Genomic DNA, 25,320 nt, shown 5'->3' on the forward strand with positions numbered 1-25,320 from the left:
TTCATTCATGAATATTGAAGAGTTTTTTCAGTTAAGCGCTGGTAAATGGTTTTCTCATCGGACTAGTCAACATTTGGCTTTTAACCAATCTGAACATAGTAAGTCAGACATCATCATTGAGACGCTAGCAGTAGATGATCCAGAAGTGATAAAACTGTGTCAACAGTACGAAATTAATCCTAGCTCCGCTTCTTGTGCTACCAAAATTACCTGGAACGGCACAATGGAAAAGGATCAAACAAAACACAGTGGTTCAACTGTGTTAGTTTCGGTACCTGATGCGAACAATCCAGGCGAAGGTAAGTTACTCCGGGAAATAGTTGATGCTAAGAAAACCCCAGTTGCTGGACACTATAAATTTGACAGTGATGGTGCTTTGATCTTAACTATAGAAGATGAAACCATGAGGTCAGAGGAGCGTCTGTGGTTTGCTAGCCCCAATTTGCGAATGCGGGCAAATGTCCTCAAGAGTTTTGGTGGATTTAGTATCGCTTCCTTCACTTCTGAGATTCGCATGGGTGGCTTTCCACCTGCTGCGAAGGCTTCCGAGGCGGCTAATTCAGTATCGAGTTAGTTGCAATAGAACATATTCTCCCGATTTAAACCTCACCCTCAACCCCTCTTTCGTTGCTAACAAGAGGGGAATATTTGTATAAGCAAGTACGGGATGAGGTTCAGATTGTATTGCACCGAAGTCCGCTATATTACAATACAGTTCAGTTAAGCATTGATTTCTTCTCTCTGTGTTCTCTGCGCCTCTGTGGTTAGTTAAAGAAACTAAAGAGTTTTAGCCTTAACTGAACTGTATTGCGCTATATTAATTCTTTCGCTCCCACCGCTATAGCATAAAACAGAGGAATTGTTTCCCCAGAAGCAATTTTTTGCTTTAAACAAAAAAATACCAAGATATCAACGGCGGGATAGCCCCTAAATTTGATTCAATCGTGGTAGTAAAAACATCTAGTTTTGTTACAGAAATACCGTTAAGAACAACGTCTAAAGATTTAGCTGTTCTTGCTGCTAGATTGGAATCAGCAAGGCAACTATATAATGCTGTATTGTCTGAAGGTAAAAATAGATTGCAGTTGGTCAGAGATTCTGAGCTTTACCAACAAGCTAGACTAATGAATAAAAACGATAAAAAAGCTAAATCTACAGCATTTCAAAAAGCTAGAGAAGCAAAACGATTTAGTGATTATGATCTACAAGCTTTTGCTAATAAAACAGCTATCGCAAGTGTTTGGATTAAATCTAATCTTGATGCTCAGACTATTCAAAAAGTCGCTACTAGGGCTTTTAAAGCAATAGAGCGAATGGCTTTTGGTAAGGCTAAAAAAGTAAGATTTAAACAGAAAGGTCAGTTTGCATCGCTAGAAGGTAAAACCAATAAACAAGGTATACGCTGGACTGGCAATGGTGTTGAATGGTCAAAGTTGAAATTGTCCGCCATTATCACCAATGACCCTGTAATCTTGCATGGGTTGTCATCGAAGGTTAAATATGTTCGCTTGGTGCGTCGTATTCTTAATCAAAAAACCTATTGGTTTGCTCAGTTGATTTGCGAAGGTGAACCATATCAAAAACCTAAAAATATTATCGGTGATTGCACTGTTGGTATTGACTTGGGTGTTTCGACCGTTGCAATTGTTGGGGATGAAAAGACTATCTGGACTACTTTTGCTGTTGAATTGGCGTCCCCGCAAAAAAAGATCAGAAAGTTACAACGTCAAATGGATAGGCAACGACGCGCTAATAATCCTGATAATTTCAATCCCAATGGCACGGTTAAGAAAGGTAGTAAACGATGGAACAAGTCTAACCATTATAAAAAGACTGCGGCTAAGAAAGGTGAAATAGAGCGTAAACAAGCGGCTCACCGTAAATCTTTGCATGGTAAATTAGTTAACCAAACTTTAGCCCTCGGCAAGCATATCAAAACTGAGAAAATATCTGTCAAGGCTTGGCAGAAAAATTGTGGTAAGTCTATTGGCTTTAAGTCTCCGTCAAGTTTTCAATCTGAAATAAAACGCAAAGCTGAAAACGCTGGCGGGACAGTTCTAATGTTTTCGACTCATAAAACTGCACTTTCTCAAACTTGTTTGTGTGGGAATAAACAGAAAAAATCATTATCTCAACGTGTTCATCATTGCTCTGTCTGTGGACTAAAGATGCAACGTGATATTTTATCTGCTTACCTGAGTCGTTACGTCGATCCAAAAACAGAAACTTTGTCAATCCAGTTAGCTAGAAATGGTTGGCTAGGGATGGAGAAATCCCTGCTGGACGGTTGGCAAAATGGGTCAAATCAACCTGCGAGAACTGCGACTTGTTCAAAGTCGCCTGTTAGTAATAATGGGTTAGAGCGGGTGTCCAGTAACCTAATAGCGCGTGAGGAGTCGGAACCTGTAAGGGTAAACGAAACTCGCTCCGTGAGTTAGAACCCCCTGCATTTATGCATGGGGTATCTCAGCAAGCTATGGTTAATTCCATAGTTGGGAAAATTTAGATATATTTTCTCGCTGCCTTGATACTTTTTAAATTTGTAAAAAGTTAGCGATCGCTTGTGGTAATGGCAAAATAATTACAATCAGCAAAGCCATTGCCAGTAATCCCAAAATGTCACGTTTGTTATCCAATTCAGTGACATCATTCAGCGCAGGTTCATCAATCAATGGCATAAATAATAAGATAATCGCCCACACCAAAAATTCTTCTCTGATTAAAGCCAGTAATAGCAACAACACACGAGCAATTTGACCAATGACAATCGCAGTTCGTTGTCCAAACATTGCATGGACAATGTGGCCTCCGTCTAGTTGTCCCACAGGCATTAAATTTAAGGCTGTGACAATTAGTCCCAAAAAACCAGCTACTGCAACTGGATGCAAATCAAGGGCTGATTGTGCTGTTAACTGACTACCCAAAGCTAACTTCGAGAGTAACGCTAATAAGATGGAATACTTGGGATTAAGAGCATCAGGATTTAAAAGTCGGGTTTTTTCACTGATAGAAACCACGTCAGAATGAGCCAAGCCCCATATTAGTAATGGCAAAGTCACGACAAAGCCTGCAATTGGTCCAGCGATACTAATGTCAAATAAAGCTTTGCGGTTGGGAATGGGACTACGCATCTGAATAAATGCACCAAAAGTTCCCAAGAAGAAAGGTATGGGAATAAAGTAAGGCAACGTCGAGCGAATCTTGTAGAATCTAGCCGTCAAATAATGCCCAAGTTCGTGAATGCCCAAAATAGTCATTAGTCCTAAAGCATAGGGCAATCCCTTGAATAGAACATCTGGGTTAGATAGAACTTTGAACAAAGAGCCAACTTCCCATAGAGGCGGAAGAGAAACACCAGCAATTTCCACACCCACCAAAGTAGTAGTTACCAAAGTAGCTACCAGTAGTAGAAGTGCTAATCCTGGTCGAGTTAATCGTTCCTGCTCGCGCTGTGGTGTATTTGCCTGTTTAGCAGCTTGAGTATTAGGAACCAGCACAAAGAAAGGTTTGCCATTAATACCTTCTTGAAAGATCAGCAGGAAGCGATCGCCAAATTGTGCTTCAATATTAGTCTTAATCTGCTGGTAGGCGTTGCTGGCTTTAGTTCGCAACTGGCCACGGCAAATTACGGCTTGTGGTCGATACTCAATATTTTGAACGTAGTATACAGACCAAGGAAAACAATTTCGCAGTTGAGTTTCTTCCGTTGGCTCAATGGGACGCACTATTGGTTCTGCAATAGGCTGGATAGTCGGCGGTGAGTCTGAGGCTTGGGTTTGGGTTTGGGCCTGTGTATCTCTTGGCGCTCGACGCCCCCATTGAAATAACGTCCAATACAAGAGTGTGGAGACAAATAACGACCAAATAATCAGCGCTGACGGCGGAGGTTGTTTCGCCCCGTACATCAGCGTCCATCCACTTAACAGAAATGCTGGTGTCATTAAAACCAGCCACAACAACCATACTGGTGTCCGGGTGATGTGAGCGACGCTGTGCTGCACCATTAGATAAGTAGCTAGCCCCAGTAGGAGAATAAACAGAAACCAAAATGCCATGTTATCGTTCAGTAATTTTGACAATACGCCCCACCTGTAGCCTCAGCACCATAGCATTAACTACAAGGTAGACCTCAAATCCCAATTTTTTAAGAGAAGGCAGGAGGAAAGAGTTATGAATGAAAACTTTAGTTCTGGATCAAAAACCCAGTTTAAAAAGAAACAAGAATTATCTCTAGCAAAAAGTGCCGCGAGATATAAAGCTTTTACAACCTAAGTCCCACGCTTTTAAACGTGGGTTACTCCTGCCTCCTGCCTCACTTCTCTTCTTAGGCTGCGCCCGAAGCGTAGCTATGCCGCAGACTTTACGGCTGCGCTCAAGTGACCTCCTGCCTCCTGCCTCATGAATCACAACGGTTAACAGTGCTAGTTAACGCTCAAGTTTCAGTTCTTTAGAATTTCCACACTGTAACCAGATTGTCCACAACTCCTCAGTTTCGGCTTTTTTATCATGTGTCCTTTACCTCAAGTGCCAAGTAATACAACTAAGCCACCACGGGCTGTCTTTCCTGACGAAGTTCCTAGCGGAGGTTCCCTGCAATCGGACTTCGCACAAGAGAGCATTTTTGCTTTTCCACCCAATCGGGACACTTTAGGGGGAACCTCTTATCTTATTGTAAGAAATGAAGGCAATATCCTCATCGACTGCCCTGCCCTAGACCAAACAAATCAAGATTTTTTAGGAGCGCATGGAGGCGTGCGTTGGTTATTCCTCACCCATCGAGGCGCTATTGGCAAAACTGCTGAAATTCAGCAAACCTTTGGCTGCGAAGTCTTGATTCAAGAGCAAGAAGCTTATTTATTACCAGGCTTAACCTTAACTACCTTTAAACAGGAATTTACGCTTGATGTATCAACACAAGTGATTTGGACACCAGGCCATTCTCCCGGCTCATCTTGCTTATACTACAGTGAACTTGGAGGTATATTGTTTTCTGGTCGCCATTTAGTCCCTAACCAGCAGGGTGAACCAGTACCATTACGGACAGCCAAAACCTTTCACTGGCCAAGACAAATTAACAGTCTTCAATTATTATTAGAACGTTTTACACCAGAAACTCTCAGATATATTTGTCCGGGAGGTAACACAGGTTTTCTCAGAGGCAAGCGTTTCATAGATCAGGCTTATCAACACCTCGCTTCTCTGGATTTATCAGCTTTGCTACGGATACAGCCTCTACTTTAGAGGCAAGGAACAGGGGGCAGGGAGAGTAATTATGCGTTTGCGAGTATTTAAAAACTCATTTATGAGTATTAAATACTCGTTAACGTGAGTTCAGATATTATTTTGGGAAGCGATTAAAAAGCGATCGCCATATCTACTAAAGTGCTTTCCTGGCTTCTGTCTTCTGTGCTATCCCTAATGCCCAATACAAGTTTTGTAACGTTTGTTAAGCAAGAGATTGTCCAGGGAATTCTAACCTTAATACACAGGAATTCTCGTAAAAATTTATGAGCGCAAAACTTGATGGAACTTTAAGGCTTGCTGGCTACCTAATTATAGAACAGCTTTATTCAGGTTCTCGCACCCAAGTGTATCGGGCAGTACGAGAATGCGATACCTTCGGTGGGCTTCGCCAACGCCTACCAGTTGTCATCAAGCTCTTAAAACGAGAATACCCAAGTTTTAGCGAATTAGTACAGTTTTGCAACCAATATGCGATCGCTAAAAACCTAGATATTCCCGGCATTATTAAACCCTACAGCCTGGAAGCCTATCACAATGGCTATGCCCTAGTCATAGAAGACTTTGGTGGCATTTCCTTGCGGGAATTTACCCAAGGAAAAAGACTGACATTAGAGCAATTCCTACCCATTGCTTTACAACTGCTTGACATTTTAAACCAGTTGCATCAACAGCGCGTCATTCACAAAGACATTAAGCCAGCCAACATCTTAATTCACCCTGAGACGAAACAAATCAAGCTGATTGACTTCAGTATTGCCTCGCTGCTACCACGAGAAACCCAGGAGATTCAAAATCCCAACGGACTGGAGGGAACGCTAGCGTATTTATCGCCAGAACAGACTGGACGGATGAACAGGGGCATTGACTACCGCAGCGACTTCTATTCATTAGGTGTGACTTTCTTTGAATTACTAAGCGGGCAATTGCCTTTTAAGTCCCATGAACCGATGGAGTTGGTGCATTGCCACATTGCAAAGCTTCCACCTTTCGTTTACGATTTCAACCCCGATTTGCCCTTGATGCTGGGCGAGATTATCTGTAAAATGATGGCGAAAAATGCCGAAGACCGCTATCAGAGTGCTATAGGGCTTAAACATGACTTAGTCACCTGCCTAGAGCAGTGGCAAAAAACAGGCAAGCACACTTGGTTTGATTTGGGACAGCGCGATATCAGCGATCGCTTTCTCATACCCGAAAAACTCTATGGACGGGAATCAGAAGTGCAAACGTTACTGGAGGCATTTGGTCATGTTGCCAATGGTGGCTCCGAACTGATGCTGGTGGCAGGTTCCTCTGGCATTGGCAAAACTGCAATCGTCAATGAAGTGCATAAGCCGATTGTCCGGTGGAATGGCTACTTTATCAAAGGGAAATATGACCAGTTCAACCGCAACATTCCTTTGTCTGCTTTTGTACAAGCCTTTCGTGACCTGATAGGACAGTTGCTTAGTGAAAGCGATATCCGACTGGAGCAATGGCAGAGGAAGATTTTAGCGGCAGTTGGAGAGAATGGGCAAGTTCTGATCGAGGTGATTCCTGAACTGGAGCAGATGATCGGCAAACAGCCAACGATTGCGGAACTATCGGGTGGTGCAGCACAAAACCGTTTCTATCTGCTGTTCCAAAAGTTTATTCAGGTGTTCACAACCAGAGAGCATCCGTTGGTGATGTTTCTTGATGATTTGCAGTGGGCAGATTCAGCATCCCTCAGTTTGCTGAACCTGTTGATGACTCAGAGCGATTGCGGCTATCTATTCATTATTGGTGCATACCGTGATAACGAGGTGTTTGCAAGTCATCCACTCATGTTGACGCTAGATGAAATTCAAAAGGCATCCTCCTGCATCAATACTCTGACTGTAGCTCCTTTAAGTCAAGCAGATATAAACCATTTGATCGCTGATTCCCTCAGTTGCACACTTGAACAAGCACTGCCGTTGACAGAGTTGGTTTATCAAAAAGCAAAAGGTAATCCCTTTTTCACGACTCAGTTTCTGAAAGCGCTGTATGAAGATGGGCTGATTATTTTTGATTGGGAGGCAGGTTTTTGGCAATGTGATGTAGAGCAAGTCAGAGCGATCGCTTTCACTGATGATGTGGTGGAATTTATGGCACAACAACTTCAAAAATTGCCACCCAACACTCAAGATATTTTGAAACTGGCAGCCTGTATTGGCAATCAGTTTGATTTGGCAACGTTGGCGATCATTTCTGAACAATCCCAAATCAAAGCGGCTGCAAGTTTATGGAAAGCTTTACAGGAAGGTTTTATTTTACCCCAAAGTGAAGTTTATAAGTTTTATATTGGGGCAGAACATCAACTAGTTGACCAAGAAAATTCTGAGCTTGTTGCATATAGATTTTTACATGACCGGGTACAACAAGCGGCATATTCCCTAATTCCCGCCGATGAAAAACAAGCCTTTCACCTAAAAATTGGACAGTTACTTCTGACTAACACCCCCGAAAGCAACCGGGAAGAACGCATTTTTGAAATTGTTAGTCAACTTAATGTTGCGACTGAATTAATCGCCCAATCCGCAGAACGTCAAACATTGGCGCAATTTAACCTGATGGCAAGTCGCAAGGCAAAAGCGGCAACTGCTTATACTGCCGCCTGCAAATATGCTCAGGTGGGCATTGGGTTGCTTGCCCAAAACAGTTGGCAGCATCAGTATGAATTGACCTTAGCACTCCACCAAGTCGCCACAGAAGCCGCCTATCTAAGCGGTGATTTAGAGCAGATGGCAGCCAATGCCCGCCTTGTCCTAAACCATGCCAAAACTCCATTAGATCAAATCAGCGTTTATCAGGTGAAGATTGAGGCATTCACCGCCCAAGGTCAATTTACCCAAGCGATCGCGGCGGCGCTTAAAATTTTAAAGCAATTGGGAGTGGAACTGCCCGCAACCCCTACTCAGGATGATGTGGTGGCTGCCTTTAGTACCGTTTCAGATGCGATCAACGAGCGGTTACCCGGCGAGTTACTTAACTTCAACGAAGCAAGGGATGTGAACATCCTAGCGGCGGCTCGAATTTTGACATCAGCAGCACCCTGCGCTTATCTATATCAGCCACTGCTGTATTTACTGATGATTTTAAAAAAGGTTTATCTGTCCGTTGTGTATGGTAATGAGTCAACCTCGACCTTTAGCTATGCTTCTTATGGAATATTGATGTGTGGTGTGTTCGGCAAGGTTGAATTAGGTTATGAATACGGTCAGTTAGCCCTCGATCTGCTATCACATTATCAAAATTCTGAATTGAAGGGGAAAACTTTATTATTAGTCTATGTATACACAAGGCATTGGAAAATGCACCTGCGTGAGACATTACACCCTTTACAAATTGCTTATTGTAGTTGTTTAGATGTGGGCGATTTGGCTTTCGCCGGCTACTCTGCGTATAACTACGGTTTTTACTCCTATTTTGCCGGACAGAATTTAACGCAACTAGAGTCGGAAGTTGCCGGATATTGTGAAGCACTCAAGCATCTCCAGCAAAATCTAACTCTGACTTATTCCCAGATGATTCGACAAATTCTGCTGAATTTAATCGAGGATGCAGATAACGTGGTGGTGTTGAGCGGTGCAGCCTACAATGAACTGCATCATCTGCCATTACATGAAACAGCAGGCGATCGCACCGGATTAGCATTACTGTGGATTAACAAACTGGTTGTGTCCTATTTGTTTTCAGAGTTTGAACAAGCCGCAGAACAGGCTAGGCAAGCAAGAAAGTATTTGGATGCTGTCCTGGCTTTTTTATATGTTCCAATCTTTCATTTCTATGAGTCTTTAGCCCAATTAGCATGGTTTGGGCAATTCTCAGCCCCAGAGCAGAAAAGGCAAATGAAAGAATGCATCGCTACCAACCAAGAAAAACTTAAATACTGGGCAACTCATGCGCCGATGAATTTCTTGCACAAGTTTCATTTAGTCGAGGCAGAACGAGAGCGAGTACAAGGTAATAAAGCCGAGGCAATAGATTTGTACGATCGCGCCATCATTGGAGCCAAAGAAAACGGCTACATCCAAGAAGAAGCACTTGCCAATGAACTAGCCGCTAAATTTTACCTCGACTGGGGTAAAAACCGAATTGCTCAAGAATACATGACCCAAGCCTACTACGGCTATGCTCGCTGGGGAGCTAAAGCCAAAGTTGCTGACTTGGAACGACGCTATCCTCAACTTCTCGCCCCCATTCTCCGGCAAACCACCTCTCCCCTCTCAACTAACGAAACTATCTTCACATTGGAGAGTATCACCTCCACCAGTTTTGCCACTTCTAGCACTAGCAACGTCTCTGTTGCTTTAGATTTAGCTACTATTCTCAAAGCTTCTCAAACCCTTTCTGGCGAAATCGAACTCGAAAAACTGCTCTCGGCATTGCTGCATATTGTCATTGAAAATGCGGGAGCCGATAAGTCTGTGTTCATACTTTTGGAGTCAGATCGTTTGCTAATTCAGGCGCTAGCACAGCTTTCCCTTGGTATGACGTCTCTACAGAACAAAGAAATTGGCCACGTCGATTTTTATCCAATGTTGCTTAACCCGCAGCCCATTGAAGACTCGGTTGATGTGCCAGTTGGCTTAATTAATACCGTCAAACGCAGCTTACAACCAGTAGTGATTATTGATGCCAGGCTGCATCCTCAATTAATTAATGACCCATATATTCAACAACAACAGCCCAAGAGTATCTTGTGCTGCCCGATTTTGCATCAGGGTAAGCTGCTGGGCATTTTGTATCTAGAAAACAATTTGGCAACCGGAGCCTTTAACAGCGATCGCGTTAAAATGCTGAATTTACTTTGCACTCAAGCTGCAATTTCTCTCGAAAACGCGCGACATTATCAAAATTCCCAGAAGTATGCTCAACAGTTAACACAATCTCTAGCAAAATTGCAGGCTAGTGAAATCCGCTTCCAAAATTTGGCGAATAATATTCCTGGTATGGTGTACCAATTCCGTCTAGCAGCCGACGGTTCAACTTCAACACCCTATGTTAGCTCTGGCTGTTTCGACTTGTATGGGCTAGCGCCAGAGTTGGTGATGGCAGGGACACATAGCCTTTACACCATGAATCATCCTGACGATCAAGCAGCTATTGCACAAGCGATCACCTACTCTGCCCAAACTTTGACCCCGTTTGAGCAAGAATGGCGTATTATCCTACCTTCTGGAACCGTCAAATGGATTCAATCTGCTGCTCGGCCAGAGCGACAAGCCGATGGGGCAATTCTATGGGATGGGGTGGTGATTGATATTAGCGAACGCAAACAGGCCGAAGCATCTCTAGCCAAAGAACGAGAGTTTTTGAATGCCATCATTCACAATATTACAGATGGGATTGTTGTTTGTGATGCAAGTGGCAAATTGATCCTATTCAACAAAGCAATTCGTGAGTTTTATGGCTTACCAGTAGAATCATTACCACCAGAACAATGGTCAGAATACTTCGATCTCTATCAACCTGATAGTCAAACACTCTTATCAAAAACCGAAATTCCTTTGTTTCGTGCCTTACAAGGGGAAATCGTTGAAAATGCCGAAATGCTAATTGTGCCGAAGCATGGTTCTAAAAGAATTTTATTAGCAAGCGGGCAAGCGATCATCGATTCTTCGGGCAACAAAATCGGTGCAGTCGTTGTGGTGCGAGATATTAGTGAACGCAAACAATCAGAACTTGCCTTAGAGCAAAAGTCGCTTGATTTGCAACAAGCGCTAATTGATTTACAAAATGCTCAATTACAAATAGTCCAAAGTGAAAAAATGTCGGCACTAGGCAATTTAGTTGCTGGCGTAGCTCATGAAATGAATAATCCTCTCGGTTTTATTGCTGCCAGTCTAAAACAAGCTAAACCCATTATTACTGATATTGTTGAACATCTCAGATTTTATCAAGAAAGTTTACCCAACAAAAGTAGAAAAATTCTTGACCATGCCGAAGAAATTGACTTGGATTATAGCTTAAGAGATTTGCCAAAAATGATTGATTCTATGTCTATGGCTTGTGACAGACTGAAAAACATTAGCACTAGTCTCCGCACTTTTTCACGTGCTGATAGAGATTACAAAGTGCCATTTCATATTCACCAAGGCATAGATAGCACAATTTTAATTTTGAAACATCGTCTGAAGGCGAACGAACAGCGTCCCGAAATTGAAGTAGTCACAAGCTATGAAAAGCTACCCCAAATTGAATGTTTTCCGGGTCAATTAAATCAGGTATTTATGAATATTTTAGCTAATGCTATTGATGCTTTAGAAGAATCGAATCATGGACGTACTTTTGAAGATATCCAGCTTAATTGCAATCGAATTACAATTACAACTTCTTTAGAAAATAACTGGATAAAAATTATCATTGCTGATAATGGTAAGGGAATGAGCGAAGAAGTCAAACAAAAGATATTTGATCATTTATTTACGACTAAAGCTGTCGGTAAAGGGACAGGATTAGGACTTGCGATCGCTCATCAAATTATCGAGGAAACCCACGGAGGCAAACTGATATGCACCTCCGTATTGGGACAAGGAACAGAGTTTGTCATCACATTACCAGTTAAAACGGTGACATCTGATTCTTAAACATCGCTTCAAAGCTTTAGAAACTCGCGCAAAAATTTACAGCAGTTTTTATTGTAACTTGAATAAAAATCTCATTTATCAAGTCAATGGCTGTATTTCCGTACCGAGCTAGCCATGCCAATTATAGTCAAAAACTTGGCATCGCGTGCATAAAGAATCAGAAAGGGTCTATTGGTTTGGTTTTTAGTGAGTGCTTTAGGGGAATTGTAATTATAAATTCTGTACCTTTATTAGGAGAGGAAATACATTCTAATGTTCCCTGATGCTTTTGAGTAATTATTTGGTAACTAATAGATAAGCCTAAACCTGTGCCTTTCCCGACTGGTTTTGTCGTAAAAAAGGGGTCAAACAGTTGCTGTTGAATATTTTCCGGGATACCACAACCATTATCAGCAATAGAAATAATTACTAACTGCTGGTCAGCAATGAAACTAGTACAAATGCAAATCTGGGGAATGTTAGTAGTTTTTTCATCAACTATCGATTCTTCTAAAGCATCGATTGCATTTGCAAGAATATTCATAAACACCTGATTGAGTTGTCCAGGGTAACATTCTACCAATGGCAAATTGCTGTATTTTTTAATGAGTTTAATCGCTGGGTAATTAGCTGTGGCTTTGAGGCGATGCTCTAGGAGCATCAAAGTACTATCAATACCCTCGTGAATGTTTACCGCCTTCATCTCTGCATGATCTAGGCGGGAAAAGTTACGTAAAGATCGTACAATTTCTGTAATTCTTTCAGCACCAATTCTCATAGAAGTTAGTAACTTTGGTAGGTCTTCTATTAAGAAATTAATATCTATGGCTTGTGCTTGCTTTTGGATTTGGGTTACTGGATTAGGATAGTATTGCTGGTATAGTTGCAGCAATTCAAGTAAATCTTGGGTGTACTGATTGGCAGGAGTTAAATTACCATAGATAAAATTGACGGGGTTATTGATTTCGTGAGCTACACCTGCCACTAACTGTCCCAAACTAGACATTTTTTCACTCTGCACCAGTTGAGATGCTAGCAGCTTTGCTTCTTGTTGTAATTGTGCTTGTGATTGTCGTAATCTTTCCTCTGCTTGTTTGCGTTTAGTAATATCGTGGAGAATAACGACATATTCTTGAAAATCTTGATGCGGTCGGTCGGAAATAGAAACTTCCAAAGTTCGCACACCAGCTTTGTGGAACAGGGTATGTTCACTTCGCTTTGTCCATTGCTGTGGATAGTTAGGAAATTCAAATATCCATTTGCTGAGGTGATTTCCTAGCAACTCAAATGGTTTGATATCAAAGATAAATTCGGTTGCTGGGTTTGCCTGCCTGATACTACCCTGCTCATCCAAGACCAAAATACCATCCTGGGCAACAGTAAACAGGTGTTCGGCAGCTTCTCGTGCCTCTGCAATGGCGACTACTTGGGGTAAGGTTGTCCAACAGGCTATAGCTACTCCTATAAATGCCACTGTCATCAGCAACACAACAAATAAATTTTCATCTGTAGCTTTTGTCGCCGTGTTCAGGTTAGCACCAAATAACCAGCCCGTTGCCACTGCACTGCATATTAAAATAATTAGGATGCTTACCTGGAGTATGACAGAATCCTTAATAATTATCGAAGAGCGGGCGCGGTAATGCCGCCTCCACCAACTTAAATGAAAAGGCGGGAAGTTAACGTGGCGGATTAACGCATCAATTCCGATAATCCCAATTGGAAATACTAGACCAATCAGGAAATTTATCCAACCCCAGGCAATCCCCCCTACCAATAAAACCACAATTTCTAACAGCAAAATGCCCAAAGATATTCGAGGAAACAAAACTTCTGGATGATTGCGCCCCAACCAAAGCCCTAAATGCAATAACATAAAGGAGGCAAACCAACCGATATTTCCCACTGCGACAATTTGGGTTACATTTGCCCAAATCAGATAAAGACAGCAAAGCAGCAAAGTTAAGCTCAGAGCAGGCACAAATACGCCCCGACGCGACACAGCAGAAAAGACTGGTGAAATATGGTTATCTAAGGCAAGCTGATACAAAATTCTAGGGCAATTAGAAACTACTGTTGCAGAACCTAACAGAGAAGCAGACACTAATAGAAAGGTGATGTTAATTTGGGCCCAGTTTCCCCAAAAGGGTTTAGCAGCCGCCACAAGATTCAAAAAAGCATTATCATCCAAACCTGGCGCTGTTGCTAACCGCATCATTACCCAAGACCCGCCGATAAAAATAGGCGGCATCATCCAAGTAGCAATATCCAGAAAGCGCAGCGTTTGCTTGGGATGACGGCTATCTGCGACAAAAGAAGAAGCCGTTTCACAACTATAAGTAGCGTAGGAAACGAAAAAGAACCACTTTGCCCAATCCACGAAGCTCAAAGATGACCAACTGTTAGGAAAAAACCCAGGGCTAGCACTAGAGAAAGTTAACCAGCCAAGACCTTGTACACAAAAGGTAGTTAATAGCCCAAAAGCTGGAATCGCAAAAAATAAATGCAAAATACTCAGCGCACGAGTACCACTAAACGCCACTACAAACGGCAGCAGCGTAAAGCCAATGTCCAAAAATAATTTAGGACAGGCAATGCCTAGCGATTCTAAATTCACTTTAATTAAATCAGTGAGTACGAGAGTATTAACTGATAAGTAAGACACCCAGTTAAGAAGGTATCCAATTGCAGCATAGCGAGCTAGTCCAGAGTAGCGTTTGAGCAGATGGCTGATATAGTTGGGCGTTCCTCCTGCTACATCAATAAAATACATTCCTAAACGCTTGACCTGATAGTTTATCAGCATCCCGACAATTACAGCAGGTATCCAAACAAAAATAGCTTGTGAACCTAGAGCAGCATGAATTGCAGGAACCAATGCTACCCACGAAATATGAGCTGTCAAACCAAAGCCCCAGCTTTCAACAGTACTTAGACTTCTAGTTAAGTGAGGGTATGAAGATTGGCTTACAGCTGTATAGTCTTGTTTGAGCATGATCGGTAATGCGAAGCTTTTTGGTTAACCTTGTTAACTAGAGTTTCCATCTCATAATTGTTCTGAAGGCAGACTTTTATTGAAGATAAATTATTTGAAGATTTATTTGATAAATAACTTTTTAGGTTTAGCCTATCTCGGCTTTCCAGATTTTCGCAAAAAAAGTCAACTTCGCCAACAGCATGGTCTGCTATCTACACTTCGGCTACTGGCGAATTACTTTATTCTTTACCTATTTTTGCCAAATTAAACTGTTCTGTAACAAGTTCTTCAACAAAGTGATTAAGAAATTCAATGTAGTGATTTTGCATGATAATTGCGTGTGCATAATTTCCCCTGACTGCAAGTTGATACTTTTTCACAAGATTATCAGAGGGTTTATTGAAAACAACTGTATTTGAATAAGGGTTGAGAAATGGATTGAAGTCTCTTAATTTCAGTTGTTTACACAAATGCTCTGCTTTGGCTACACAACCAGCTACTTCTAATCCAAAGTTAGAACGCCTTTTGGAGATTTCATGCCATAAACAAAGTGAAGTATGTCCGTTGCGGCTACCTCCAATAGTCATATCCCGAGCGCCGATATACTCGATATCAGATGTGAGAGCTTCAACCAAATGTTTTTTCGTAATAACAATGCCACAAGGGAAAGGGCTACCAATAAACTTATGTCCTGAGATTGACAGCGAACTGATAGGTCTGTTGAAATCAATCCAGTGTGAACGTAAGTAGGGAAGAAGCATTCCACCTAAAGCGCCATCAACATGAATATAGAATTGGCTGAGCTTTTTCATCTCTAGAACATTGAGAATCTGCTCAATATCGTCTATTGCCCCTGTAAAAGTAGTACCCAGGTTAAGGCAAATAATCGCAGGCAGATTAGGTACAAGTTGCTCATATAAATCACTATAATCCATTTCTTCCGAAGGTATTTGTACACCAATCTTGTTATACGGAATTTTAAAAAACCTAGCTGCTTTGCTTACAGAGTAATGTGAAGCAGCTGAGGCGTACAAAATAGCGTTAGGATAGTTTTCTCTCCCTAAGAGTATTCCGTACAAGTTACCTTCGGTTCCACTGGTAGTTACGTATCCCCACCAATCCTTAAGATGATATAAATTTGCAAAGAATTGCAACACTTCTTTTTCAAAATTCCGTGAATCAATTCGATAATGTGATTTAGTAAAGCAATCTCCCCCAAGGTTATTAATTGAGTATTTCAGAAAAGGTAATAAGAATGTATGATCGTGTTTTAAGTTGTAGGGATACCCTAAATGAAACTCAGATGCTTCATTAAGAATCTGCTGATACTCAGAAAGAAAGTCAACATCCATTTTTTTATTCCAAATCTTGTTGTTAAGTAATTCTTTTAAATGCGTTTAAATAATCTCAATTAGGTGTATGACCACCAAGCGTATTTCTATAACCAGTTGCTTTCTGTAGTTCACTGATTTGCTTTTTTAAGCTTAATATTTACTTATACATTTAATTACTAAGCAACTACGCTCTAAAACCATACTTTCAATTTGCGTTTGGTGTTTCTTCAACAATTAAAAAGCAAATCAACTCTCGAATTATATCCGTTGCTGGTCGTCCTGTTATTGAGCAGTATTTCTCTGCTTGCTTGATGTAAGATTGATTGTCAGGCGTTTAATAGCCCATTTCTTATTCACTGATTCAATTAACTCTACTTGAAACTACTTCTCTAATATCAATCATTCGATCTATTATCACAATGATAAAATTAATGATATTACCCTCAAGAAGGTGTGAAGAAAATGCTGTTAACTTTGAAGCCGTAGTGAAGAATTTAAATCCAGTTTAAATGATGAAGCTTAAGTAATTTAAAGGCAACAATTATGAGTAAAACATAAGCTAAAAATTTTTCTGTAATTAAGCATTCAGTAGAAATACGTGGTAACTACAGCCTCCACCCTAAAAAATTGATTGTAAATCTGCACAATCTATCGGATTTTTAAATTCAAAAGCCTCCATTAATTGATAAGCATAGTTATCAAAGTCAGCTTGTCTACAATGTATAATCTTGCAGGCTCCGATGATTGCGCCACGTTTAATACTGCCTGGATGAATACCCAGGGCCACCGCATCATGCCAACAAGTAAAGCTTATTATCAATAGGGTTAAAACTAATGTCATTAAGCCTTAATTATTACTAAACCTGAGTTCGGGTTAAGCCAGAAGCTAAAAAGCTTATTCTGTTAGAATTGAATAAAACTGGAATTGATCAAAGCAGGGATAAAAGTGGAATCATTTTGTCAATAAGGTTCATAAATGAAACTAATCTCAGCAATATGTCCTATTGACAATAGATGAAAACAGAGCTTTAGACCGAACAACGATAATTCAAGGCTTTTGAGTATTTCTTATCCCGAACTCAGGTTACTAAGGTTTTAGGCGGTTGCTTGAGGTTTAAAAAATAAATAATCAAACGCGAAAGGAAAGATTTTTTTGTTGGTTTTTAACCTTCGTTGTGATCAAGAGTAATTTAGATGCGTTTGCCCTGAGAGGGTCACTAAGCAGAGCTGTAAAGCCTACGGCATAGCTACGCTTCGGACCCAGCCTAAGAAGAGAAGTGGGGCAGGAGGTTGCAACACAGTTTAGGCCGTTTTTGGATACTCTACACGAACAGACTTAACACTGGTAGCGGAAGTCCTAACTCCTGACTTCTAACTCCTAACTTTTTAAACCTTTCCCGCCACCACTGAGTTTTTCTTCAACAGTTCCACTGCTGTTTGATATTGCAAATCCGCTTCAGTGCCAACCTGTTCCCGGTTAATTGGGTCTTGGGAAATCACTTTATCTGGTTTAATGCCTAATTTGTTAATATCCCGGTGTTGAGGAGTTTCATACTTAGCAATTGTGACTGCCAAGCCCGAGCCATCGGATAATTCGAATAAGGATTGAATTAGACCCTTTCCAAAAGTGGTTTCACCTACTAACTGGGCACGACCATTATCTTGGAGTGCGCCGGCGAGAATTTCACTAGCACTGGCAGTTCCTTGATTCACCAAAATCACCAGAGGATCGTCTGTCAGGGCTGGTCCAAAGGCTTCAAAACTTCCTTGAATGCCTTGTCGGTTAACAGTGTAAACAATAGTGCCAGAGTCTAACCACAGCCGGGCGATTTCAATTCCTGATTGCAATAGTCCCCCAGGATTATTTCGTAAATCTAGAATATAGGCAGCAGCGCCTTTTTTTTCTAGACTAGAAATAGCGTGTGCCAATTCTGTTGAAGCGTTGGCATTAAATTGGCTGAGGCGAAGGTAGCCAATGGGCGTACCATCAGTGGAAACACGCAATTCTGAAACCACAGGATTAAGAGCAATGCGATCACGCGTTAGTCTAACTTCTGTTTCTGGCTCTCCGTCGCGTTCGATGAGGAGAGTTACAAGGCTGCCACTCGGCCCACGCATTCTGGTTGCAGCTTCATCAAGGGTCAGGTTTTCTGTGGAAATGCCTTCAATTTTGATAATGCGATCGCGTGGTCTAATTCCCGCTTTATCTGCTGGTGAACCTGCAATAGGAGCCACTACTTCCAACTTTCCAGTCTCAGGATTTAGGGCAATTTGCAATCCTACCCCAGTCAGTTCTCCAGAAGTATTGACCTGTAAGCTGCGGTACTGTTCTGGATCTAAAAAGCGCGTAAAAGGATCATCGAGGCTCTTGAGCATCTTCGCAATTGCTGCATAACTGGCATTTGAGTCCGACAGTGGCTTCTCTAAAACCTTCTGCCGCACAGCCGCCCAGTTTTGATGATTAAACGTCTCATCTAGATAAGTGCGATTAACAATTCGCCAAACTTCCGAAACCAGCTTTTGTTCCGACGTTAAAGCCATCGCTGGCTGTGTGAGCGTACCAAACGCCAACCAAAACGCCATTAGCAATGAAAATCCAACCCGAAAGACTTGTTTGTTCATGAAACCCATTATCAATTCCACCTCAACCCAAATTGCCTATAAATGCCCACTTCCCCTGTTGTTGATGAAATCTATCTCTCGATTATGTTACTTTTTTTATAGAAGTGGTGCATTTCTCTCATCAAGTTGTTCAGTCAACTGATGCGTTGTATTCACTCACGAAAGGATAAAATCTACTTTGTGTCCACAATTTTCTGTGCAGGGGCGTAAAGAGATCGCAATATATTCTATCTTTACAGAGTGTAAAGTTTCTGAAGACTCTTAGCACCCTGAAAGCTGACAAGCAAAAAAAACTCGCCTTTACTAAAATCCCAAAATTGCTAATTGGGAGAGAAGTCTGAGCGGCGGCTTATGAGAACCCTAGCCTGTGGCAACCCCTTTGTCGAACGGGAAAACCTGAAGGTAAACCCGCAGGATGCCGAGGCTTGAGACCATCAGAATTTTGGTCGCCGATTTAGAACTTCGGAATTTATCAACCGCAACCGACTTTTAGGAATTTGAGATTGTATGGCCAACGTTTCCGACTGGTTTGAGGAACGCCTGGAGATTCAGGCACTCGCTGAAGACGTTACTAGCAAGTACGTCCCTCCTCACGTCAACATTTTCTACTGCCTGGGTGGAATTACCCTGGTTTGCTTTCTCATCCAGTTTGCCACTGGATTCGCGATGACATTCTACTACAGGCCAACAGTCACTGAAGCTTTCTCCTCAGTGGAGTACATCATGAATGAAGTCAACTTCGGTTGGCTAATTCGCTCCATCCATCGCTGGTCTGCCAGCATGATGGTATTGATGATGATTTTGCACACCTTCCGGGTTTATCTGACTGGTGGTTTCAAAAAGCCCCGCGAATTGACCTGGATAAGTGGCGTAATCCTGGCTGTGATCACAGTTTCCTTTGGAGTTACCGGCTATTCCCTACCTTGGGATCAAGTTGGCTACTGGGCTGTGAAAATCGTTAGCGGTGTACCAGAAGCAATTCCTGTGGTTGGCGTTCTGATCTCCGACCTGCTGCGCGGCGGTTCGAGTGTTGGTCAAGCAACACTAACTCGTTACTACAGCGCACACACCTTTGTGCTGCCTTGGTTGATTGCAGTCTTCATGCTGTTTCACTTCTTGATGATTCGCAAACAAGGCATTTCCGGTCCTTTGTAATCTTAGTTATTAGCCCTCGGCAACACTTATCAGTTTTCAGATGAAGTTGTTTGTTCTAAACTTATGAAACACGAGAAATTAATTGTAAGTTCCAAAAAACAAACACTTGTATCTGAAGCCTAAAGCTGTAGAGACTCTCCAGGCGGCTGACCGGAAATAGACAAGCACTGTTTGCCGCCTGCTAGGGTTGCCTAGTAGCTGATAGCTTTCACAAATGCTTTAATTTAACTTAAGCAGGAGAGCACATTTCAAAATGTCAACACAAAAAAAACCTGACCTGAGCGATCCTCAGTTAAGAGCTAAACTCGCTAAAGGCATGGGTCACAACTACTATGGTGAACCCGCTTGGCCTAATGACCTACTTTACGTGTTTCCAATCGTGATCATGGGTTCGTTCGCTGCGATTGTAGCTCTAGCTGTACTAGATCCCGCTATGACCGGTGAACCAGCAAATCCTTTTGCCACACCATTGGAAATTTTACCAGAGTGGTACTTATATCCAGTTTTCCAAATTTTGCGATCGCTTCCTAACAAACTTTTAGGAGTCTTAGCAATGGGTTCGGTACCAGTGGGGCTAATCCTCGTTCCCTTTATTGAGAACGTTAATAAGTTCCAAAATCCCTTCCGTCGTCCAGTTGCAACCACAGTTTTCCTTTTTGGTACCCTTGTCACCATATGGCTGGGTATTGGTGCTGCCTTGCCATTGGATAAATCTTTGACCTTGGGACTATTCTAAACTAGTCACCACAAAGTGTTTTGACGCCTGTGAGTTTCAAAAGTAGATGCAAATGTGCTTTTGAAATAAATTTACAGGCGTCAATTTTAATAATTCAGATTGCATCTAGGATCTGAAGTTTTGGATGGAAAAGCTATTCCAAAATTTTAAATCACCAAAAGTCATCAAATACAAAGAATTTTCATTGACTTAACGTAAGTTGCTAGTTACAACCCTCGAAATGCCAAAATCCTTCATATTTTGTCTTTTGGAACATAGAATATCTCAATTTAAATTTTTCTATATCATCAGAGAAATTCTCCGAATAGTGCAAAATTTAATAACTAGCAACTTGAGTTTACTTATATTTAATTCACAGTTAAGGTTTAGCATAGTGCAGCAAGACCATCTGACGGTTAAGAGCGAACTGAGTCTCCTAAACCACGTGCAAGAATGGTTTGAGCAATTTTGTCTGCAACATTTGTCTCAACTTGGCTGGTCAAAAACCCAACTTGATCGCCTAAATTTAGCACTAGCAGAAGGTTTTACCAACGCTGTTCGTCACGCTCATCATGCTTTACCCCCAGAAACTACCATTGAAATCAATATTTATCTCTGGATTGACCGACTAGAGATTAGAATTTGGGATTATGGAAAACCTTTCGATCCTGATGCGATCGCAGAGCCAGTCCCAGGTACTCTACAAGTAGGCGGGTATGGATGGTTTCTTCTGCGGCGGTTAGCTGATCGTGTTGTATACGAACGTGGTGCAGATGGTAGAAATTGCCTTCTTATCGTCAAATACTCAGTAGAAGCACAAAAATAAAAGTGAAGCAGTCAAAGGTAAAGGAAGTTAAAAATACTTCTGATACCAATTTTGGGTTTTAAATAGGCAAGGAGTACCAGCAGCCTATAAGGGCTAGTACAACACGGCAGAAATCAACCTACTATCTCAATTAACATAACAATTTACTTTGAGCAAATCCTTAAAGTTAGGTAAAACTTCGCCATAGTGTACTAGTCTTCTGTACGAAATGCTGCACGTAATTTGATTATATTTAAGAGTAAGACAAACAAAATTTCTCTTATAGTCGCCGCTACGCTAAGGGAAACTTTACCCAAAGTTGAGCCACTCACTTCAAAACAAAAGCACTACTGGTAGGAGTATTTGATCAAATTTATTTGATTGATAAGAGTATACTCGTTTTTCAAAAATATTATGTGGATTAGGGTAATATATTTTTTAAGTTAAATTCCTGAGTTATTATAATTTGTTTGTAAAGCCTCAAAAAATATTATTGTATAAAAAAAATTAATGAATACAGTAAAGATAGCATTCGAGTTATACTTGCTCCCTTGTTAGGATCTGTCAGCAGTATTGAGAGCTTTATCTTTTGCTCTCTAATAAGTGCCATTTTGTGCTTAAAGAGATAGAAGGAATAAGGGACAAAGTATGTATTATGTATGACTAAAACAGCCCTAGTTACAGGAATAACTGGGTAAGATGGCTACTATCTCAGCCATTTGCTCCTCAACCGCGGTTACCGAGTTTTAGGATTAGTACCCCCGCAGCGACAACCTAATTTGACACTAGTAGCTGACCCCAGTAAAGCTAAAAGAAACCTTGGTTGGGAAGCCCAAGTGAGTTTTGAAGAACTTTTAGAAAAAATGGGAAAAACAGATTTAGAGCGGTTACAAAACGGTGCGATCGCCTTTACAGCCTCGAAGTAGCCTTCCTGAAGAAAGGCTGGGAATAAGACGGACTACGTGATCGCGCCCTTACCGCGAGTGTAAATAACCTAAATATGCATATCATTAAAGTGACAGAAAGCCTCAGAGTAGGTGATAAAGTTAACAAAAAAACTAACCATGTCTTCGTGTTTTTAGAAATTTTTGCCCACGAAGGTGGTATTCAATCATATATAAAAGATATTTTTCGCGCTTATCTAGGATTGAGCCAAGCCTATAAGGCGGAAGTCTTTTTGTTGCGAGATAGTTCTGATAGTTTAAATCCGTTTGAAGAGGAGAACTTAAAATTTCATTACTTTAAAAATCAGTCTCCTCATGTGGGGAGACTACAAATGGCAGCAGCTTTACTTAAATGTTTGTTGCAAAGCCGTCCGCAGAAAGTTTTCTGTGGTCATATTAACTTAGCAATGTTAGTACAAACTCTTTGCCAGCCTTTGGGAATTCCTTACACCGTGCTAACTTACGGCAAAGAAGTTTGGGAACCCCTCAAAAATCAAGAACGTCGCGCCCTAGCATCAGCAGCTGGAATTTGGACAATTAGCCGCTACAGCCGCGATCGCGCTTGTGCTGCTAATAATCTAAACCCCAAAATGGTACAGATGATGCCTTGTGCAATTGATGGGGATAAATTTACTCCTGGTTCCAAGCAGCCAGAATTAGTCCAGAAGTATAGTTTAACTGATGCTAAGGTGTTAATGACAGTAGCGCGGTTATGGTCAGGGGATATTTACAAGGGTGTAGATGTCACGATTCGAGCATTACCACAAATCGCTCAGGTTTTCCCAGAAGTGAAATATTTAGTAATTGGTCGCGGTGATGACCAACCGCGATTAGCTAAACTTGCTGCATATTTAGGTGTGAGCGATCGCGTCGTATTTGCTGGTTTCGTTGCCACAGAAGAATTAATGGAACATTACCGTCTTGCTGATGCATATATTATGCCTTCGCAAGAAGGCTTTGGCATAGTTTATCTGGAAGCAATGGCTTGTGGAGTGCCTGTATTATCTGGTGACGACGATGGTTCAGCGGATCCTTTGCAAGATGGTAAACTGGGGTGGCGAGTACCACACCGCAGTCCTGATGCGGTAGCAACGGCTTGTATAGAAATGCTTCAAGGGAATGACCAGCGATGTAATGGAGAGTGGCTACGAGAACAAGCGATCGCTCTGTTTGGCATAGATGCCTTTCAACAGCACTTACAAAAACTGCTTCTGTCCTCAGTTTTGAATCCCAATGATAAATGACTCATGACCAATGACTAAAATCGCTATCCTAGAAGGAGAGCAGGACGACATTTAAAAAATGAGCTTTAAATCATTTCAATTGAACCTTTTAAATCTCCGCCCTTGGCTCACCTTGCTAGCAGTTATTTGGTTGCTCGCATCACTGGGCTTGGGTTGGTTGGTTAAGTCGTTGGTAATTATTGTCGGGTTGCTGTTTTTGGCACCCATTGTGGCTTTTTTTGGCTTTCGTTGGTGGCTGCAACGCAACTTGGTTGCTGACCAGTGTCCCGTCTGTAGATATGAATTTACAGGTTTAAATAACAGTCAGTTGCAGTGTCCTAACTGTGGGGAGTCACTGTTAGTACAAGATAGTCATTTTCAGCGCTTCACACCAGAAGGCACAATTGATGTCAAAGCCGTCGAAGTCCCAGCTAAATCACTGGAAGATTAGTCATTAGTCATTGGTCATTAGCAAAGGACAAATGACTATTTCTTTGTTTCTTGGGAGATTGAGAGGGTGTAGTTAAAGTTTGGCTTTCCTTGGGATTGTTCGCCCACAAACAGCGAGTATGTTCCTGCTTGCCAAAAACCAGAGAGTTCTGGCTTGCCTCCAGAGTATTTATCTACCATTACACAAAAGCGTCCCCCAGGGCCATCGATCAATAGCGTTGGCTTGCCTTCACTCTCTACTGTTAATCGTAAATAAGGTAGTGACTCTGTAACCTGGATAACTTGATTGGGTTCAGTGGTAATATTGCCACAATTACTTTTAACAGTTCCCCCAGACTTTCCGTTCAAAATCAGTGGATCTGGTTGGAGATTCCGATTAATTTTGATTGTTGGTGTCTGTGCCAAATTAGCCTCAGTCAACACTAAACTCATCGCCAAAGCTGTGGGAACAATTGCAAGTAGCCTAAGCGTTTTCATTTTAATTAATGCTCGAAATTTTTTTAGAGCAATATTGTTATACAGTCTAATTTAATAGACGATAGTAAGCCGTCTTGGTTCCCAAAGTTGCTGTATAAAGTAATACTATTTATTTAAGGGTTATTTGTGAAGATTTGATGGGCATAAAGACCATTAATCGTGTAAAATATCTATGCTTGGTGACGCTTTTACACCAAAATATTCTATTTGAAATTCTACACTTCAATCCGTAACACGCTAGGATTCCCAAAATCATCATAATTTTTACTACCCAAAAAGGTATTGCACACACAGACATTAGCTAAAATCACTAAGGCAACCACCAAAAATAGAATTTGGTTGGTCTGTTGTGGAATAAGTAACCTAGCTGAGGTAGAAAAGATTGATGAATCCTCAAAGAGAAGAAGACTTACAGCGTCGCCTCAATAAGCTAGAGGCAGATATTAATTCTTCGCCGGAAGTGGTTCCCCAACCACAAGAGCAAAAACAGACTGAGGCATCTGTTTTTGCCAAGTTTAACTTGCAAGTGCAGCGATTTCAGATTTGGTTCAACAGCTTATCTGGGACAAAAAAGCTGGTAGTTTCAGCTGTGACGGTGCTAGTAGGCTTGGCAATGCTGCAAGCAGTGTTTAAACTGGTTGCATCTGTAATTAGTCTGGCACTTTTGGCAGTGTTAGTGTATGTTGGATACAAAATTTTTGTGTCTAGTAGCTTTCAACGTAAGTAATAAGCTGATATGCATTTACTTTGCATACCTGTAGTTATGAAAGTCAGGAGCCATGATACAAAAAGCTCCTGACTT

At 41.4% G+C, this 25,320-nt stretch carries 17 protein-coding genes and 1 pseudogene; 11 read left to right on the top strand and 7 right to left on the bottom strand.

Annotation, left to right across the window (positions count from 1 at the left end; all coding sequences use genetic code 11):
• Positions 1–7: 7 nt before the first annotated feature.
• Together H6G96_RS07580 and H6G96_RS07585 are read left to right on the top strand one after the other, a co-directional pair.
• Complete coding sequence (locus tag H6G96_RS07580; protein WP_190910879.1) at positions 8–574, top strand: phycobiliprotein lyase; 567 nt, start codon at positions 8–10, stop codon at positions 572–574.
• Between the two features lie 370 nt (positions 575–944).
• Positions 945–2,438, top strand: coding sequence for a transposase (locus H6G96_RS07585; protein ID WP_347242194.1), 1,494 nt, complete (start codon positions 945–947; stop codon positions 2,436–2,438).
• 96 nt (positions 2,439–2,534) lie between these two features.
• Here H6G96_RS07585 and H6G96_RS07590 read toward each other — a convergent pair whose 3' ends face one another.
• The gene (locus H6G96_RS07590; protein ID WP_190910880.1) at positions 2,535–4,055 is read right to left on the bottom strand and encodes a site-2 protease family protein; all 1,521 of its coding nucleotides are present in this window, start codon (positions 4,053–4,055) and stop codon (positions 2,535–2,537) included.
• 451 nt (positions 4,056–4,506) lie between these two features.
• On the opposite strand from H6G96_RS07590, the gene H6G96_RS07595 reads away from it, so the two are divergent.
• Both H6G96_RS07595 and H6G96_RS07600 read left to right on the top strand, forming a co-directional pair.
• Positions 4,507–5,241, top strand: a complete 735-nt coding sequence (locus H6G96_RS07595; RefSeq protein ID WP_190910881.1) for an MBL fold metallo-hydrolase — start codon at positions 4,507–4,509, stop codon at positions 5,239–5,241.
• Positions 5,242–5,507: 266 nt separating this feature from the next.
• Positions 5,508–11,837 carry an ATP-binding sensor histidine kinase gene (locus H6G96_RS07600; RefSeq protein ID WP_190910882.1) on the top strand — a complete coding sequence of 2,110 codons (6,330 nt, stop codon included), beginning with the start codon at positions 5,508–5,510 and terminating at the stop codon, positions 11,835–11,837.
• A gap of 157 nt (positions 11,838–11,994) precedes the next feature.
• Here the strand turns inward: H6G96_RS07600 and H6G96_RS07605 are convergent, their stop codons facing one another.
• From H6G96_RS07605 to ctpA, 5 genes and pseudogenes are all read right to left on the bottom strand, one after another.
• Positions 11,995–14,811, bottom strand: a complete 2,817-nt coding sequence (locus H6G96_RS07605; protein ID WP_190910883.1) for an ATP-binding protein — start codon at positions 14,809–14,811, stop codon at positions 11,995–11,997.
• A gap of 221 nt (positions 14,812–15,032) precedes the next feature.
• A complete protein-coding gene (locus tag H6G96_RS07610) occupies positions 15,033–16,145 on the bottom strand; it encodes a histidine decarboxylase (protein ID WP_190910884.1) in 1,113 nt (370 codons plus the stop codon).
• Positions 16,146–16,332: 187 nt separating this feature from the next.
• Positions 16,333–16,484 (bottom strand): annotated as a pseudogene (locus tag H6G96_RS41180) (CopG family transcriptional regulator).
• Positions 16,485–16,746: 262 nt separating this feature from the next.
• Positions 16,747–16,968, bottom strand: coding sequence for a hypothetical protein (locus tag H6G96_RS07615; protein ID WP_190910885.1), 222 nt, complete (start codon positions 16,966–16,968; stop codon positions 16,747–16,749).
• 545 nt (positions 16,969–17,513) lie between these two features.
• The gene (ctpA, locus tag H6G96_RS07620; protein WP_190910886.1) at positions 17,514–18,758 is read right to left on the bottom strand and encodes a carboxyl-terminal processing protease CtpA; all 1,245 of its coding nucleotides are present in this window, start codon (positions 18,756–18,758) and stop codon (positions 17,514–17,516) included.
• A gap of 498 nt (positions 18,759–19,256) precedes the next feature.
• On the opposite strand from ctpA, the gene petB reads away from it, so the two are divergent.
• The 6 genes from petB (at position 19,257) to H6G96_RS07650 (ending at position 24,042) form a co-directional block, all read left to right on the top strand.
• Positions 19,257–19,904 (top strand): cytochrome b6, encoded by a 648-nt coding sequence (petB, locus tag H6G96_RS07625; RefSeq protein ID WP_094332660.1) that lies wholly within the window; start codon positions 19,257–19,259, stop codon positions 19,902–19,904.
• Between the two features lie 253 nt (positions 19,905–20,157).
• Positions 20,158–20,640 carry a cytochrome b6-f complex subunit IV gene (gene petD / locus H6G96_RS07630; RefSeq protein WP_190730883.1) on the top strand — a complete coding sequence of 161 codons (483 nt, stop codon included), beginning with the start codon at positions 20,158–20,160 and terminating at the stop codon, positions 20,638–20,640.
• A 370-nt stretch (positions 20,641–21,010) separates the two neighbouring features.
• A complete protein-coding gene (locus H6G96_RS07635) occupies positions 21,011–21,445 on the top strand; it encodes an anti-sigma regulatory factor (RefSeq protein WP_347242199.1) in 435 nt (144 codons plus the stop codon).
• A gap of 698 nt (positions 21,446–22,143) precedes the next feature.
• Positions 22,144–22,350, top strand: coding sequence for a GDP-mannose 4,6-dehydratase (locus H6G96_RS07640; protein ID WP_190910888.1), 207 nt, complete (start codon positions 22,144–22,146; stop codon positions 22,348–22,350).
• Between the two features lie 74 nt (positions 22,351–22,424).
• Positions 22,425–23,612 carry a glycosyltransferase gene (locus H6G96_RS07645; RefSeq protein WP_190910889.1) on the top strand — a complete coding sequence of 396 codons (1,188 nt, stop codon included), beginning with the start codon at positions 22,425–22,427 and terminating at the stop codon, positions 23,610–23,612.
• Between the two features lie 58 nt (positions 23,613–23,670).
• Positions 23,671–24,042, top strand: a complete 372-nt coding sequence (locus tag H6G96_RS07650; protein WP_190910890.1) for a hypothetical protein — start codon at positions 23,671–23,673, stop codon at positions 24,040–24,042.
• A gap of 35 nt (positions 24,043–24,077) precedes the next feature.
• On the opposite strand, the gene H6G96_RS07655 is transcribed toward H6G96_RS07650, so the two are convergent.
• On the bottom strand, positions 24,078–24,518 hold the full coding sequence (locus tag H6G96_RS07655; protein ID WP_190910891.1) for a hypothetical protein: 441 nt from the start codon (positions 24,516–24,518) through the stop codon (positions 24,078–24,080).
• Between the two features lie 385 nt (positions 24,519–24,903).
• Between H6G96_RS07655 and H6G96_RS07660 the strand changes: the two genes are divergently transcribed.
• Positions 24,904–25,245, top strand: a complete 342-nt coding sequence (locus tag H6G96_RS07660) for a hypothetical protein (RefSeq protein ID WP_190910892.1) — start codon at positions 24,904–24,906, stop codon at positions 25,243–25,245.
• Positions 25,246–25,320 lie beyond the last annotated feature (75 nt).

It is taken from the genome of Nostoc sp. FACHB-892 (genome assembly GCF_014698795.1).
Taxonomy (GTDB): Bacteria; Cyanobacteriota; Cyanobacteriia; order Cyanobacteriales; family Nostocaceae; genus Nostoc.

What these genes read in the sequence shown, in the direction of transcription:
- H6G96_RS07580 (WP_190910879.1), top strand. Translation starts at nt 8, where the DNA reads ATGAATATTGAAGAGTTTTTTCAGTTAAGCGCTGGTAAATGGTTTTCT.
- H6G96_RS07590 (WP_190910880.1), bottom strand. Translation starts at nt 4,055, where the DNA reads ATGGCATTTTGGTTTCTGTTTATTCTCCTACTGGGGCTAGCTACTTAT.
- H6G96_RS07595 (WP_190910881.1), top strand. Translation starts at nt 4,507, where the DNA reads ATGTGTCCTTTACCTCAAGTGCCAAGTAATACAACTAAGCCACCACGG.
- H6G96_RS07600 (WP_190910882.1), top strand. Translation starts at nt 5,508, where the DNA reads ATGAGCGCAAAACTTGATGGAACTTTAAGGCTTGCTGGCTACCTAATT.
- H6G96_RS07605 (WP_190910883.1), bottom strand. Translation starts at nt 14,811, where the DNA reads ATGCTCAAACAAGACTATACAGCTGTAAGCCAATCTTCATACCCTCAC.
- H6G96_RS07610 (WP_190910884.1), bottom strand. Translation starts at nt 16,145, where the DNA reads ATGGATGTTGACTTTCTTTCTGAGTATCAGCAGATTCTTAATGAAGCA.
- H6G96_RS07615 (WP_190910885.1), bottom strand. Translation starts at nt 16,968, where the DNA reads ATGACATTAGTTTTAACCCTATTGATAATAAGCTTTACTTGTTGGCAT.
- ctpA (WP_190910886.1), bottom strand. Translation starts at nt 18,758, where the DNA reads ATGGGTTTCATGAACAAACAAGTCTTTCGGGTTGGATTTTCATTGCTA.
- petB (WP_094332660.1), top strand. Translation starts at nt 19,257, where the DNA reads ATGGCCAACGTTTCCGACTGGTTTGAGGAACGCCTGGAGATTCAGGCA.
- petD (WP_190730883.1), top strand. Translation starts at nt 20,158, where the DNA reads ATGTCAACACAAAAAAAACCTGACCTGAGCGATCCTCAGTTAAGAGCT.
- H6G96_RS07645 (WP_190910889.1), top strand. Translation starts at nt 22,425, where the DNA reads ATGCATATCATTAAAGTGACAGAAAGCCTCAGAGTAGGTGATAAAGTT.
- H6G96_RS07650 (WP_190910890.1), top strand. Translation starts at nt 23,671, where the DNA reads ATGAGCTTTAAATCATTTCAATTGAACCTTTTAAATCTCCGCCCTTGG.
- H6G96_RS07655 (WP_190910891.1), bottom strand. Translation starts at nt 24,518, where the DNA reads ATGAAAACGCTTAGGCTACTTGCAATTGTTCCCACAGCTTTGGCGATG.
- H6G96_RS07660 (WP_190910892.1), top strand. Translation starts at nt 24,904, where the DNA reads ATGAATCCTCAAAGAGAAGAAGACTTACAGCGTCGCCTCAATAAGCTA.